The 13,565-nt window shown below is 72.9% G+C and carries 10 protein-coding genes; 5 read left to right on the plus strand and 5 right to left on the minus strand.

All coding sequences use genetic code 11. The annotated features are described in order from the left end of the window. The first annotated feature begins 14 nt into the window (after positions 1-14). From H7H31_RS00150 to H7H31_RS00165, 4 genes are all read left to right on the plus strand, one after another. Positions 15-1,340 carry an MFS transporter gene (locus H7H31_RS00150; RefSeq protein WP_187063388.1) on the plus strand — a complete coding sequence of 442 codons (1,326 nt, stop codon included), beginning with the start codon at positions 15-17 and terminating at the stop codon, positions 1,338-1,340. After that, a complete protein-coding gene (locus H7H31_RS00155) occupies positions 1,337-2,437 on the plus strand; it encodes a 2,3-butanediol dehydrogenase (RefSeq protein ID WP_187063389.1) in 1,101 nt (366 codons plus the stop codon). Before H7H31_RS00150 ends, H7H31_RS00155 begins: the two co-directional genes overlap by 4 nt. Further along, on the plus strand, positions 2,434-3,168 hold the full coding sequence (locus H7H31_RS00160) for an SDR family NAD(P)-dependent oxidoreductase (protein WP_187063390.1): 735 nt from the start codon (positions 2,434-2,436) through the stop codon (positions 3,166-3,168). Before H7H31_RS00155 ends, H7H31_RS00160 begins: the two co-directional genes overlap by 4 nt. A gap of 230 nt (positions 3,169-3,398) precedes the next feature. After that, positions 3,399-4,397 carry a helix-turn-helix domain-containing protein gene (locus H7H31_RS00165; RefSeq protein ID WP_187063391.1) on the plus strand — a complete coding sequence of 333 codons (999 nt, stop codon included), beginning with the start codon at positions 3,399-3,401 and terminating at the stop codon, positions 4,395-4,397. Positions 4,398-4,414: 17 nt separating this feature from the next. On the opposite strand, the gene H7H31_RS00170 is transcribed toward H7H31_RS00165, so the two are convergent. Together H7H31_RS00170 and H7H31_RS00175 are read right to left on the minus strand one after the other, a co-directional pair. After that, positions 4,415-4,813: a hypothetical protein gene (locus tag H7H31_RS00170; protein ID WP_187117702.1), complete on the minus strand. Its 399-nt coding sequence runs from the start codon at positions 4,811-4,813 to the stop codon at positions 4,415-4,417. Positions 4,814-4,860: 47 nt separating this feature from the next. Then, complete coding sequence (locus tag H7H31_RS00175) at positions 4,861-5,946, minus strand: helix-turn-helix domain-containing protein (RefSeq protein ID WP_187060838.1); 1,086 nt, start codon at positions 5,944-5,946, stop codon at positions 4,861-4,863. A 1,265-nt stretch (positions 5,947-7,211) separates the two neighbouring features. On the opposite strand from H7H31_RS00175, the gene H7H31_RS00180 reads away from it, so the two are divergent. Next, positions 7,212-9,503 carry a glycosyl hydrolase family 18 protein gene (locus H7H31_RS00180; RefSeq protein WP_187060839.1) on the plus strand — a complete coding sequence of 764 codons (2,292 nt, stop codon included), beginning with the start codon at positions 7,212-7,214 and terminating at the stop codon, positions 9,501-9,503. A gap of 208 nt (positions 9,504-9,711) precedes the next feature. Here H7H31_RS00180 and H7H31_RS00185 read toward each other — a convergent pair whose 3' ends face one another. The 3 genes from H7H31_RS00185 to H7H31_RS00195 form a co-directional block, all read right to left on the minus strand. Further along, positions 9,712-10,584: a polysaccharide deacetylase family protein gene (locus H7H31_RS00185; protein WP_187060840.1), complete on the minus strand. Its 873-nt coding sequence runs from the start codon at positions 10,582-10,584 to the stop codon at positions 9,712-9,714. A 165-nt stretch (positions 10,585-10,749) separates the two neighbouring features. Continuing rightward, complete coding sequence (locus H7H31_RS00190) at positions 10,750-11,661, minus strand: class I SAM-dependent methyltransferase (protein ID WP_232109611.1); 912 nt, start codon at positions 11,659-11,661, stop codon at positions 10,750-10,752. Positions 11,662-12,264: 603 nt separating this feature from the next. Further along, positions 12,265-13,290, minus strand: coding sequence for a glutathione S-transferase family protein (locus H7H31_RS00195; RefSeq protein ID WP_187061519.1), 1,026 nt, complete (start codon positions 13,288-13,290; stop codon positions 12,265-12,267). Between the last annotated feature and the right edge of the window lie 275 nt (positions 13,291-13,565).

The following is a 13,565-nucleotide window of genomic DNA, read 5'->3' on the forward strand; positions in this document are numbered from 1 at the left end:
GATCCGAGGTCCCCATGACCGAGCCACCCACCCAGACCAGCGCGCCGCCCCCGGCCCCCGTCAGCGACGCGGCGCTCGCCTACGAGAACCGGCTGTTGCTGGTCCTCTTCCTGGCCTTCGGATTCGTCTTCTTCGACCGTCAGGCGCTGTCCTTCCTCGCACCGTTCATCGACGACGACTTCGACCTGTCCAACACCGAACTCGGCGTGCTGTCGGGCGCGTTGGCGTTCACCTGGGCACTGTCCGGGATGGTCATCGGGCGCGTCTCGGACCGGCTCGGGCGGCGCAAGCCGCTGCTGATCGGCGCCGTCGTGCTCTTCTCCGTCTTCTCCGCGGCGGGCGGGCTGATGACCGGGTTCTTCGGGTTGCTCGCCGCCCGCGCGCTGATGGGAGTGGCCGAGGGGGCGGTATTGCCCCTGTCCCAGTCCCTGATGGTGGAGGCGTCCCAAGAACACCGCCGCGGCCTGAACATGGGGCTGTTGCAGGGTTCGGCGGCCGGCCTGCTGGGCGGGATCGCCGCCCCGCTGGTGGTGGTGTGGGTGGCCGAGCACTTCGGCTGGCGCACGGTCCTGCTCCTGACGATCGTGCCCGGCCTGCTCATCGCGGCCTGGATGGCCAGGTCGGTGCGTGAGGTACCGCCCGGGGTGGAGCGCGACCCGGCCCGTGGCAGGGTCGCGGCCACGCCCGCCGGCGCCTCGACGCCGCTGCGGGAGGTGTGGGCGCACCGCAACATCGTCCTGTGCACGCTCGCGGCCTGCTGCTACCTCACCTGGTTCGTCGTCATCATCACCTTCACCCCCGTCTACCTCGAGGACGAGAAGGGCTACTCCTCCGGCACCATGAGTGCGGTGATGACCTGCTTCGGCGTCGCCTGGGTGCTGTGGGGGTTCCTCACGCCGGCGATCTCGGACCGCGTCGGCCGCCGCACCACCATGGTCGCCTTCACCTCGGTCGCCGTCCTGTGCCCGCTCGCGGTGGTGTACGTGGACAACCCGCTGCTGCTCGGCGCCGTCATCGTGTTCACCTACACCGGCCTGGGCTGCTTCACCCTGATCATGGCCACCATTCCCGCCGAGACCGTCCCCCGGGGCGCGCTGGCCACCGCGCTCGGCCTGGTCATGGGCGTCGGCGAGTTGACCGGTGGCGTCCTCGCCCCGCTGGCCGCCGGCTGGGCCTCCGACACCTGGGGGTTGCAGACCGCCATGTACATCTCCGCCGGTGGCGCGGTCGCCGTCGTCCTGCTCTCGTTCGGCCTGCGCGAGACCGCCCCCAGGGTGCTGCGACGCCGGGCCGAGCGCACCGGAGCCCCCACCCCGACCAAGGCAGGAGCGACCCCGTGAAGGCCGCCGTCTGGCACGGAGCCCGCGACGTACGCGTCGCGGAGACCGACGTGCCCACCCCCGGACCCGACGAAGTGCTGATACGGGTGGCGTACTGCGGGATCTGCGGCAGCGACCTGCACGAGTACGCGAACGGCCCGCACGCCATCCCGACCACCACCCCACACCCGGCCTCCGGGGTCACGGCGCCCCTGATCCTGGGGCACGAGTTCTGCGGGACCGTGGCCGCGCTCGGGTCCTCGGTCGCCGACCTCGCTGTGGGCGACCCGGTGGCCATCGAGCCGAACTACCGCTGCGGCACCTGCCCGCGCTGCCAGGCCGGCGACTACCACATCTGCCGCCACTTCGGCTTCGCCGGCCTGATGGGGCACGGCGGGTTGGCCGAGTACGCCGCGGTCCCGCGCTACATGGCGCACCCACTGCCCGCCGCCGTGCCGCTGGAGCAGGCCGCGCTGTTCGAGCCGGCCTCGGTCGCCCTGCACGCGCTGCGGCGCGCCGAGCCCCTGCGCGGGTCGCTGGCGGTCGTCGGGCTCGGGCCCATCGGCCTGCTGGCCGTCCTGCTCGCCGCGAGGCGCGGCGCGACCAGGATCATCGCCGTGGACGTCGCGCCGGCCCGGTTGGAGATCGCGGCCCGGCTCGGCGCCACCGACCTGGTGGACGCCTCGGGCGGGGCCGACGCGGCGGCGATGGTGCGTGGGTTGACCGGCGGCGAGGGGGTCGACGTGGCGTTCGAGGTGGTGGGTTCCCAGGCGGCCCTGGACACCTGTCTGGGTGCGACCCGGCGCGGCGGGCGGGTGGTCCTGGTGGGGCTGGCCCAGCAGGTGCGCCTCGACGCCTTCGCCCTCGTCAACAACGAGCAGTCGATCATCTCCACCGTCGGCTACCGCGACACCTACCCGGAGCTGATCCGACTGGTTGCCGACGAGGGCGTGGACCTGCGGCCCGTGGTCACCTCGACGGTGGCCCTCAAGGACGTGGTGGACCAGGGTTTCGAGGCGCTGCTGGGCGGCGGCGGGCAGATCAAGGTGCTGGTGGACCCCGCACCCGACGCGGTCACCACCGCGCCAGCCACCCACCGAGCGGAGGCCGCCCGATGACCACTGGTTTCGCCCCCGACGCCTTCGCCCACCGCACCGTGGTGATCACCGGGGGGACCTCCGGCATCGGCGCCGCGACGGCCACCCTGCTCGCGGAACTCGGCGCCGAGGTGCACGCGCTTGGCCTGCCACCGGTCCGGAGCGAGGAGTTGCCTCGACACCCTCGGGTGACGGTCACCGAACTCGACGTCACCGACCACGCCGGGCTCACCCACCGGATCACCGCGGCCGGCCCGCTCGACCACCTGGTCACCTGCGCCGGCCTGAGCCGGGATCGTGCCGAGTACGAGCCGGCGAGCTGGGAGCACGTACTCGCGGTCAACCTCACCGCCACGATGGTGGCCTGCCAGGCGGCGCGGCCCGCGCTGGCCCGGGGCGGCGGCAGCATCGTCACCGTCTCCTCGATGTTCGGCTTCTTCGGCAGCCGCGACCGGCCGGCGTACAGCGCGAGCAAGGGGGGCATCGCCCAGTTGACCCGGTCGCTCGCGGCCGAGTACGCCGCCGACGGCATCCGCGTCAACGCGGTGGCCCCCGGCTTCGTCACCACCTCGCTGGCCCGCGGCATCCTCGACGACCCGGCCGCCACCCGGTCGGTGCTCGCCCGGGTCCCGCTCGGCCGGCTCGGCCGCCCGACCGAGATCGCGGCGGCGATCGCCTTCCTGTGCTCGCCGGCCGCGACGTACGTCAACGGGGCCGTCGTCCCGGTGGACGGGGGTTACCTGGCCGTCTGACCCCGACCCCGCTCAACCCTTCGGCCGCCGGGCGCGCGGAGGTACGCTGCGCCTGTCGGCACGCTGACAACGGGCCGCGGCACAGACAGGCGCCGCGCACTCGCGTCGGCCGGGGCCGCCCGCCCTCCCCACGACGAGCCAGCCTCTGGGCGGGTCCCAGCCGTAGCGCTACCCAGCGGATGCCGGTACCTTTCCCCGCCACGGGTACGCCCACCGGCAAGGAGGCTCAGATGACCACACCCGCCGCCCGCGCGGCCTCCCACGTCTCCACGCGGTGTGTCGACCCGGCCGACCGGGTCGACTTCTGGGAGGAGTACAACCGCAAGGCGCTCGTCGGCCTGACCTGCTCCCCCTACTCCGAGCAGGGGCTGCTGGCCTCGCAGACCAATGTCCAGTTGCGCGATCTGCGGCTCGCCGACATCGCCGGCAACGAGCACGTGATCGAGCGCACCCCGCGTACCTGTCGCGCGCTGCCGAAGGACTCGGTGTTCGCCACCCTCCTCACCGCGGGGCAGGCCGTCTTCTTCCACGCGGGTGGCTGTCTCAGCGTGCGCGCCGGTGACCTGGTGCTCTACGACACGCGTCAGTCGTATTTGTTCGGGTTCCCCTCCACCATGCGGCAACTGCTGGTGGACATTCCCAGCCGGACGTTCAGCGAGCACTGCGCCGCCGGCGGGGTGGCGACGCCGCTTCTGTTCGGCGGGGAGTCGGCGACCGAGGGGGCGCTGGTCTCCACGCTGCGCTCGGTCCTGACCGACTGGACCGCCGGGCGCGGGAGCGGCGACGCGGTGAGCACGGAGGCCACCGTGCTGGACCTGGTCAGGTCGCTGGCCGCGCCCCGCATCGACGGTCAGAGCCCGGCGCCGGCCAGGCCGTCGCAGTTGATGGTGGCCAGGGAGTACGTCGCCCGCCACCTGTGCGACCCACGGCTGTGCGCCGAGCACGTCGCCGACGCGGTCGGGGTCTCCACCCGCCACCTGAGCCGCATCTTCGCCACGACCGGGGTGAGCCCGTCGCGGTACATCCTGGAACAGCGGCTGGCGAGGGCCCGCGAGCAGCTCACCGATCCCCGCTCCCGGCACCTGACGGTCGCCGACGTCGCCCACCAGTGGGGTTTCGCGAGTCAGGCGCACTTCACCCGGGTCTTCCGGGACCACTTCGGGCACACGCCCGGCGACGCGCGCCCGGCCCCCGACCCCGCCGCCCTCCGACCGCGACGCAGGGGCTGACCCGCGGCCCTGCCAGCTCATGGGCTTTCGGGTGGTGGCTCGGCGGTGGGCCGGGCCGGGCGCGCGGCTGTCGGGGGGCGGGTGCGGGCCAGGTAGCCGATCTTGCTGGGGTGGTGGCCGGTGATGTCGGCGGTCCGCGCGACGCTGTAGCCGAGGAGGTGGTGCAGCACGATCGCGTCGTACTCCAGGGGCGAGCGCGCCGCCAGGGGCAGTGGCCGGACGCGGCTGCCGGTGTGCGCGACCAACTGCTCCCAGGCGGCCACCGCGGGGTTGCTGCTGCCAACGATCCTCAACCAGTGGCGGACGAGTGCGCCGAAGGCCCGTTCCACGGCGTCCGGGCCACGCCGTGGTCCCAGGTGCACGCGGGCGTAGCCGAGGTAGGGGCCCGCGTACAGGGTGCGGAAGCCCTCGAACACCACGGCCCCCCGAGCGCGGCGGGCGGGGCACCAGGAGGCGGACACGGTCACCCGAACGCCTGGGCCGGCAGTCGGTGTGGGCCGGTGGACGCGGGCGCGGGCGGGGGGTGGCCGGCGTCGGCGGCGAGCTTGGCCATGTGCCACAGGGGGCGGATGGTGTCCGCGCGCCCGCGCAGCGCCTCGACCAGTTGGCCCACCCGCTCCCATTCGGGCACTCGCGAACCGTCCAGCATGCCGCGGATGTCCGCCACCGACAGGCCGTCGCGGCTCAGCGTGCGGATGTCGGAATAGGTCGGGCAGGCCGCGGAGAGGTGGAGGCCGCGCAACGCGGCGTGCAGGGTGAGCGGCGCCGTCATCTCGTAGCCGCGCGCCGCCTCCCACAGGGGGCGCAGGTCCGCCGGGTCGGCGCCGTAGGCCAGTCCGAGCTGGTGGGTGACCGTCCATGACGGCAGGCGCTCGCCGGCCAGGACGCGGCATAGGTACGAGGCGGTGACCTGGCTCTCTCCGCCGGCGACGCGCAGGGTCTTGCCGCTGGCGCGGTGGAGGTGGGCCAGGGCGTTGGCCAGCGTGGTCCCGGGGTCGTCCGGCGGGGCTAATCCAGCGCGCCCGTCGGCCCCATCGGCACGTCCCCTACCACCCGGCTTCCCGCGCGGCGAGGGGGGCTTTCGGGAGCGGGGGGCGCTGGGTGCAGCCTTGCGCTGGCGGCGGTCCTGGCGCCGGGCGCACGCCTCGGCGGAGTAGTCGCGGCTGAGCTTGTCGACGCTGATGTTCATCGCGCCGGCGATGTCGGCGGCCTTGTGCTTACGGGCGCGGGCTTGCTGGACGACGGCCGCGGTCAGGTCGCCCGTGTACAGCTGGCTTTCCGTGATCTTCTCCAGGACGTTCAGGGCCTGGCCGTCGCGGACCAGGCGGACGATGTCCTGCAGGTGGTGGGCCGCCTGTTCGGCGACCTGCACGGCGTAGTCGTCGATGTCGGCGGTCTCCGGCTGGCTGCTGCGGAGTTTGCGATAGGCACGGCCGCACGCCTCGCTGCAGTACTGCCGCGGGCGGCCGACGCCGGCGCTCTGGTCGACGATGTTGGGGCAGCCCGGGTTGGGGCAGGGCAGGCTGCTGCCCGACGCCTTCGTGGTCATGTCGTGTCGCCCTTTCGGGAGTGTGCGGGAGGAAACCCGGTACGGAAACGGGGAGTTTCCCGTGGCGTGGGGTGGAAATCTCCGGCCGGCCGGGGCCACGAGCGGGGACGCGTGGTGGCCACGCCGACGCGGTTCGCGCGGCTGTCAACAACGAGCGACGGCCGGCCGGGGCCGGCGGGAGACACGAAGGCGCCGGTAGCGCGGGAGCGGGCGGCGCTCGGCGGGCGTCGGCCGGGTGTGGCACGCGATGGCCCCGCCGCCCGCGTCAGCGAGCCGCCGTGGCCAGACGCTCGCCAAGAAGGCTTTCAGGAAGGGCAGTTCGCGCTTGTTGCCAAGGGCGTCAAGCCATCCGCGGGTTTCGAACCCCCGGCCGCGCGGGATGCTAATTTCGGACTCCCGCGGGCGGTCGCTCATCGCGGCCTGGTCGCGGACATGGTCAGGAGGCATCGCGCCCTCCTCGATCGTATGGGTCAGTTGAGAGCGGGCGGTCCCGGTTCATGGTTGGCGCCGGGCCGGGACCTCCGTGGCGTGCGCGACGCTACCCGTTCACTCATACGATCACCATCACTACGGTCCGTTAATGGGGCGCTTGCGGTTCTCGAATATTCGCTTTTGCAAAAGCCGAAACCGCCTCGATCGCACTCGATCAAAAACGTTCACCCTTGCCGCCCAAAGCGGTCCGCTCGGACGCAGGCTCCGACCTTCGCGCGCCCCGGCGCGCGCCCGACCGCCCTGCTTCGAGCAAGGAAGCCCCCGCCCACCGGGCTGGGCCGGGTCTCCGCACCCGCCGGGCCAGGCCACTTCTCCGCGCGGGCCGGGCACTCCCCCGCCGGCTGACCGGCCGGGGACCACCGAACGACGCCCCCACGGCGGCAGCCCACGCGACCGACGCGGCGTGCGCCCGACCGACGCGATCCGATGCCCGGGGCGGTCACGACCGTGGCCGGGCGAGGTCGGCTCGCTACCTCAACCCACCCGATCCGCCTGTCCGAGCGGGGCCGACGGAGCGCTCATGGGCCGGGCGGAAATTCGGGCGTGGCGCGCGACAACTACCGCCTCCCGGTGGCCTCGTGCGCGCTCGGTCCACCCGCGCGGCCGGTCGGTGTCGGTGCGGCTCGAACCGTTGACGGCTTGGTCCAGACCATTTACCGTACGACTGCTCCTGGCCGCCGAGCCCCAGGTTTCGCGCACCACGGCCCCCAGGTGATGCGTACGTGTGCACGGTTCCGCACTTCCCCTGTTCAACCCCCCACAGGGAGAGAGCCATGTTTCGACACCACCGCAGATTCAGGGGCAGAGCCGCGGCTCTGCTCACCGCGCTTCTCCTGCCACTCGCCCTGTTGACGGGCCTGTCGAGCTCTGCCCAGGCGGCCGGAAAGCTGACCGCGACCTTCTCCATCCAGGACAACGGCTCCTGGTGGAAGGGTACGTACACGCTGCACAACAGCGGCTCAACCGACGTCACCGGCTGGCAGTTGGAGTTCGACCTGCCACCGGGCACGACGACCAACGGACACTACTACGGCGACGCCACCGTCACCGGCAACCACGTGTCGGTCAAGAACGCCCACTACAACGGCACCGTCCGGGCCGGCGGCACGAGCGACCCGTTCAGCTACTGGTTCATCGGCAACGGGCCGGCGAAGGCGCCGACGACGTGCACCATCAACGGCGACAAGTGCGACGGCACCCCGGACGTCCCGCCGTCGACGCCCGGCACCCCCAAGGTCACCACCGCCACGGCCCGCAGCATCTCGCTGAACTGGACCGCCGCCACGGCGGGTGACTACCCCGTGAAGTCCTACGAGGTGGTCAGCGACGGGGCCACGGTGGCCACCACGGACACCACGTCCGCGACGATCACCGGGCTCACCCCGGCCACCACGTACCAGTACGCGGTGCGGGCCAAGGACACGCGGGGCAACCTCGGCCCGCTCAGCGCGCCGGTCAGCGCCACCACCGTGGACCCGGCCACCGACCCGACCCCGCCGACCGCCCCGGGCGGACTGCGTTCCACCGCCAAGACCGCCTCCACGGTCAGCCTGGCCTGGGAGAAGTCGACCGACAACGTCGGCGTCGCCGCGTACGACGTGTACCGGGACGGCGCGCTGGCCAGGACCGTCGCCGCTGACACCACGACCGCGGTGATCAGTGGCCTGTCCCCCGTCACCGAGTACACCTTCACCGTCAAGGCCCGCGACGCGGCGGAGAACTCCTCCCCCGTCTCCGGCGCCGTGAAGGTCACCACCGACGACCTGGCCGGCTCCGGCAAGCACCTGAACGTCGGCTACTTCGTCCAGTGGGGCATCTACGGGCGCCAGTACTTCGTCAAGAACCTGGACACCTCGGGCGCCGCCGCCAAGCTGGACGTCATCAACTACGCCTTCGAGAACCTCGACCCGAAGAACCTGACCTGCATGGCCGGGGTCACCAAGGGCACCACCAGCAACCCGCAGGACCCGGACCAGGGCACCGGCGCCGGGGACGCGGACGCCGACTACGCCCGGCCCATGTCGGCCGCCCAGTCGGTGGACGGCGTGGCCGACGACGGCTGGGGCAAGCTGCGCGGCAACTTCAACCAGATCAAGAAGCTCAAGGCCAAGCACCCGCACCTCAAGGTCCTGGTGTCGCTGGGGGGTTGGACGTTCTCGAAGTTCTTCTCGGACGCGGCGGCGACCCCGGAGTCGCGCGAGAAGCTCGTCAAGTCCTGCATCGACGTGTGGATCAAGGGCGACCTGCCCGCCTACAACGGCGCGGGTGGCCCGGGCACGGGTGCCGGCGTCTTCGACGGCATCGACCTGGACTGGGAGTGGCCCGGCTCGCCCGACGGCCACCCGGGCAACCACTACAGCGCCAAGGACAAGGACAACCTGACGGCGCTGCTCGCCGAGTTCCGCAAGCAGCTCGACGCGACCGGCGGCGAGCGCAAGCTGCTGACCGCCTTCACGCCGGCCGACCCGGTCAAGGTCGAGCAGGGCTGGGACCTGTCGAAGATCTTCAACTACCTGGACTTCGCCAACATCCAGGGTTACGACTTCCACGGCTCGGGCAGCGACAACTCCTGGGAGCCCAACCGCACCGGCCACCAGGGCAACCTCTACACCGACACCGACGACCCCTATCCGACGCACTTCAGCATCGAGAGCGCCCTCAAGATCTACACCGATGCCGGGGTCAACCCACGCAAGCTCACCATCGGCTTCCCGTTCTACGGCCGTGGCTGGCAGGGCGTGGCCGACGGCGGGAAGAAGGGCGAGTGGCAGTCGGCGAACGGCGCGGCGCCGGGGCAGTTCGCCGAGGAGGCCGGTATTCGCGGCTACCAGAACATGTTGGCCAGCGTGCCCAACATGACCGTCCACCACGACGAACAGTCCATCTCCACCTACGGCTACACGGGGCCGGGCGGCCAGTGGTGGTCCTTCGACGACGCCTGGTCGATCCAGAAGAAGACCGCCTGGATGAAGTCGAAGAACCTGCTCGGAGCCATGATCTGGGAGATGTCGGGTGACACTCCCAACGGCAGTCTCATGTCCGCCATCGACAAGGGGCTGCAGTAGCGACGGCGGGCTCCGGTCCGCCGCACGCCCCCGAGGGCGAGCCCGCGTGCGCGCACCGCTGACGCGCGCGGCGCCGCCCTCGCGGGAGCAGGTGGGTCCCGCTCGGCAGGACGCCGGCCCGGTCGCGCGCGTGCGCGGCCGGGCCGGCTGGCGTCCGGCGGGCTCCGGCGCGCCATGGGCCGTGGCCGGCCGCGCGACGGGCTCGGGGTCAGGTCGGGCCGGGCGCGTGGTGGCGCGCGTAGTGGGCGGCGATCTCGTCGGTGGTCGTCAGCCAGACGCCCGGGTGGCGCGCGACGTACTCCAGCGCCTGCGCCACGTACCTGTGGCGGAAGGGTTGGTTGGCGACGAAGGGGTGCAGGGCCAGCGACATCACTCGCCCGCTGTCGGCCGACTCGGCGTAGAGCTGGTCGAGTTGGTCCCTGACGATCCGCACGAACTCCGGGCCGCTCAGGTTCTTTCCGACGAACAGGGTGATGTCGTTGACCTCGATGGGATACGGGACGCTCATCATCCCCGGCACGTTCAGCCAGTACGGCTGGTCGTCGTTGGCCCAGTCGAGGACGTAGTCCAGTCCCAGTTCGGCCAGCACGTACGGGGTGCGGAAGGTCTCGGTGAGCGCCGGGCCCAGCCAGCCGCGTGGTCGGCGCCCGGTGGCCCGCTCGATGGTGTCGACGATCTCGCGCACGTAGGCCAGCTCCACGTCGGGCTCCATGTCGGCCTGGTAGCGGGAGTTGTCCTTGCCGTGTGCGACCCAGGTCCAGTCCCGGGCCCGGCCGGCCTCGATGATCCGCGGGTAGCGCGCGCAGACGTCGGAGTTCAGCATGACGCTGGCGCGCAGGCCGAGGTGGTCGAGGCAGTCCATCATGCGCCAGATGCCCACCCGCGGACCGTAGTCGCGCCAGCCGTGGTTGAGCGGGTCGGGTGACAGGCCCGCCGTGTGGGGCGCGATGCTGAGCCCGGGGCGGTCCACGGGATAGTGCTCGACGTTCAGTCCGACGTAGAAGGCGACGCGGGCGCCCGACGGCCAGCGGATCGGCTCGCGGTCGACGATGGGACTGTAGTCGTAGGGCTCGTGGTCCATCAGCGCTCGCCTCACCACCGTGGTCGGGGCCGGTACGCCGCCCAGGGTAGTGACCGGCGACCCGCGACGGCCCGGCGCTCCCGGCCGGGGGCCGCGCGGCGGGACGGTGCCGGGCGCGGGCCGGCCGTGTCGTGACCGGCCGGCCCGCGCGGTGGGCGCGCGGTCTCACGCCTCGGGGGTGCGCAGCACGAGTACGTGGTACTCCAGATAGCCGCGACAGAAGCGACGGTAGGGGCCCATCAGCGCGTCCGTCTGAGCCGTCAGCTCCTTGCCGTAGCGCTCCTCGATCTCCGCGCGCCGGTCCTGGTAGAGCAGGGCCATCAGCTCGCCGGCGAGCATCGAGTTCGGCGTCATGTTCCGCACCGTCAGGATCTCGTAGCCCGCCTCCTGCACCTCGGTGAGCAGGGTGGCGAACGGCGTCGGCGGCGGGCTGGCCCACAGCCTGGTGAAGGCGGCCTCCTCGTCGGCGGGCGGTGTGCCGCGGCGGGAGAACTCCGTGAGCAGGAAGCGCCCGCCCGGGCGGATCACCCGCCGTGCCTCGCGCAGGCCGGCCGGTCGGTCCGTGAGGTGGGCGAAGCAGTCGATGGACCAGGCGGCGTCGAACGAGGCGTCCGCGTACGTCAGGTCCATGGCGTTGCCGCGCTCGAAGGTGACCCGCGCGCCCGGGCCCGCCGCGCTCGCCCGCTCCTCGCACCGGGCCAGTTGTTGGCGGCTGACGGTGATGCCCGTGACGTGCGCGCCGGTGCGCTGGGCCAGGCGGACGGCCGGCCCGCCGGTGCCGCAGCCGATGTCGAGCAGGGCGGTGGCGCCCGCGGCGTCGAGGGTGTCGATGTAGAAGTCGGTCTGCCGGTCCTGCGCGAGGTCGGCCAGGTCGACCAGTGAGGGCCTGCGGAGGGGGGTGTCGTGCGGTACGAACATGCCCACGTGGACGGCGGCTCCGCCGAGCGTCATGGCGAGCATGTCGCCGAACTCGTCGTACATCGCGCCGACCTCGTCCGGGGTCGGCGCGGCGGGCTGGTCGGGGGCGTCGGTCGCGGTGGTGGCGTCCGTGTCGGGTGCGGCGTCGTGGTCGGCCATGGCCGTCATGGGTCCCTTCAGCGCGAGGAGGCTGGTCGTGGTGGCGCGGCGTGCCGGGGTCGTCGGTGGGGCGGGTGCCGTACGCCGGAGAGGGTGGGCTCGGGGCGGGCTTGGTGGGGCCGGGTCCTGGCGGGCGTGCGGGCTGGCCCCGGACGGCTCGGCCGGCTGCCGTGCGGCAGGGGTGGCTGTCGCCTCGTACGGTGGTGCTCGGCCCGCCACGTCAGCGTGCCACCTGGGCTGGCGGGTTGTCTGCGGCTGCGCCGCGCGTGCGGGTGGTCGGGCGCGGGGAGGGGCCCCGTATCCGCCGGGCGTGAGCCGGGCGCGCGGCGCGCGCCGTGGGCCGGTGCCGGGCCCGCCACCAGCGGCTGAACCGCCGCACGCGGCCGGGAAAGGTTCGGCAGGGCCGCTCCGGGGCCGTGGAACGTGGCCGATTCCCCGTCTGTGGCACGGCCGGGCCCCACCCGTGCGCCCGGGGTGCGCGGGTGGCGCGCGCAGGCGCCGGGTGCGCCCGCGTTCGCGCCGGCGGTGGCGGCGGGTGGCGGCGGCTCCCGGTGGCCGTGGTGCCGGTCGGCGCGGTCGGCCACGGGCCGGTGCGGGGCATGGTCAGGGCCGGCCGGCCGCGCTGACCTCCTCGCCCGGGGGCACCGGGCCCGGGGGCGTGCCGTCGCCGAAGGGGCGGCCGCCCAGTTCCTCGCGGTGGTGTGGCGTCAGCCAGTCGGCGAGGTCGGGCCCGAGCGCGACGACGCGGGTGGGGTTGATACCGGTGTGCACCTGGTAGTAGTGGCGCTTGATGTGGTCGAAGTCCACCGTGTCGCCGAAGCCGGGGGTCTGGAACAGGTCGCGGGCGTAGGCCCACAGCACCGGGTCCTCGGCCAGCTTCCAGCGGTTGCACTTGAAGTGGCCGTGGTAGACGACGTCGAACCGCACCAGCGTGGTGAACAGCCGGATGTCGGCCTCCGTGATGGTGTCGCCCATGAGGTAGCGGCGGTCGGCGAGCCGCTGTGACACCTGTTCCCAGCACTGGAAGAGCGCCCGGCAGGCGCGTTCGTATTCGGCCTGTTCGGTGGCGAAGCCCGCCTTGTAGACGCCGTTGTTCAGGTCGCGTCCGATGGTCGCCATGAGCTGGTCCATCTCGGCGCGCAGCGCGGCGGGGTAGAGGTCGGGGGCGCCGGGGCGGTGCAGCGCCGTCCACTCGGTGGCCAGGTCGAGCGTGAGCTGCTGGTAGTCGTTGGTGACCAGTTGGCCGCTGGGCACGTCGACCACGGCGGGCACGCTCACGCCGCCTGGGTACTCGCTGGCGCGGGCGTCGTACGCCTGGCTGAGGAAGCGGATGCCGAGCACCGGGTCGCGGCCGTCCGGGTCGAGCGTGAACCGCCAACTGCGGTCGTCCTGGAGGGGGTCGGCGATGCCCAGGGACAGGGCGTCCTCCAGGCCGAGCAGCCTGCGGGCGATCACCGCCCGGCTGGCCCACGGGCAGGCGCGGCTGGCGATCAGCCGGTAGCGGCCGGCCTCGACGGGCCAGCCCTCGGCTCCGTTCGCGGTGATGCGGTCGGTGAAGTGGCTTGGCGAGCGCCGGAACGGTTTCCTGCCGTACGCGCTGTTGCCCCGCTCGTTCTCGTTCTCGCCCATCACGCCTCTCCTGGTCGCTCGCCGTGCCGGGTGGGGTCGGGCCCCGACGGGTGGTCGGCGCCCGGCCGTGCGCCGCCACCTGACCGCGGCGCCCCGCCCGGCGACGGCGGTCGCTCGCCGGGTGAGCGCGTGCGGTCGCGGGGCGCGGCTCGGGTACCCCGCGCCGGCGTCACCACGCCCACCGGCCCCACCGGCCAGGTGTGACGCATCGCCATCCTGCGTCGCCGCCGTCGCGTCCCGGCGCATTGACCGCACCGCCATCCGTGGCCCGCGTG

Source organism: Streptomyces buecherae, from assembly GCF_014295035.1.
GTDB classification, from domain to species: Bacteria; Actinomycetota; Actinomycetes; order Streptomycetales; family Streptomycetaceae; genus Streptomyces; species Streptomyces youssoufiensis.

What these genes read in the sequence shown, in the direction of transcription:
- H7H31_RS00190 (WP_232109611.1), bottom strand. Translation starts at nt 11,661, where the DNA reads ATGGCCGACCACGACGCCGCACCCGACACGGACGCCACCACCGCGACC.
- H7H31_RS00180 (WP_187060839.1), top strand. Translation starts at nt 7,212, where the DNA reads ATGTTTCGACACCACCGCAGATTCAGGGGCAGAGCCGCGGCTCTGCTC.
- H7H31_RS00195 (WP_187061519.1), bottom strand. Translation starts at nt 13,290, where the DNA reads ATGGGCGAGAACGAGAACGAGCGGGGCAACAGCGCGTACGGCAGGAAA.
- H7H31_RS00185 (WP_187060840.1), bottom strand. Translation starts at nt 10,584, where the DNA reads ATGGACCACGAGCCCTACGACTACAGTCCCATCGTCGACCGCGAGCCG.
- H7H31_RS00160 (WP_187063390.1), top strand. Translation starts at nt 2,434, where the DNA reads ATGACCACTGGTTTCGCCCCCGACGCCTTCGCCCACCGCACCGTGGTG.
- H7H31_RS00175 (WP_187060838.1), bottom strand. Translation starts at nt 5,946, where the DNA reads ATGACCACGAAGGCGTCGGGCAGCAGCCTGCCCTGCCCCAACCCGGGC.
- H7H31_RS00165 (WP_187063391.1), top strand. Translation starts at nt 3,399, where the DNA reads ATGACCACACCCGCCGCCCGCGCGGCCTCCCACGTCTCCACGCGGTGT.
- H7H31_RS00150 (WP_187063388.1), top strand. Translation starts at nt 15, where the DNA reads ATGACCGAGCCACCCACCCAGACCAGCGCGCCGCCCCCGGCCCCCGTC.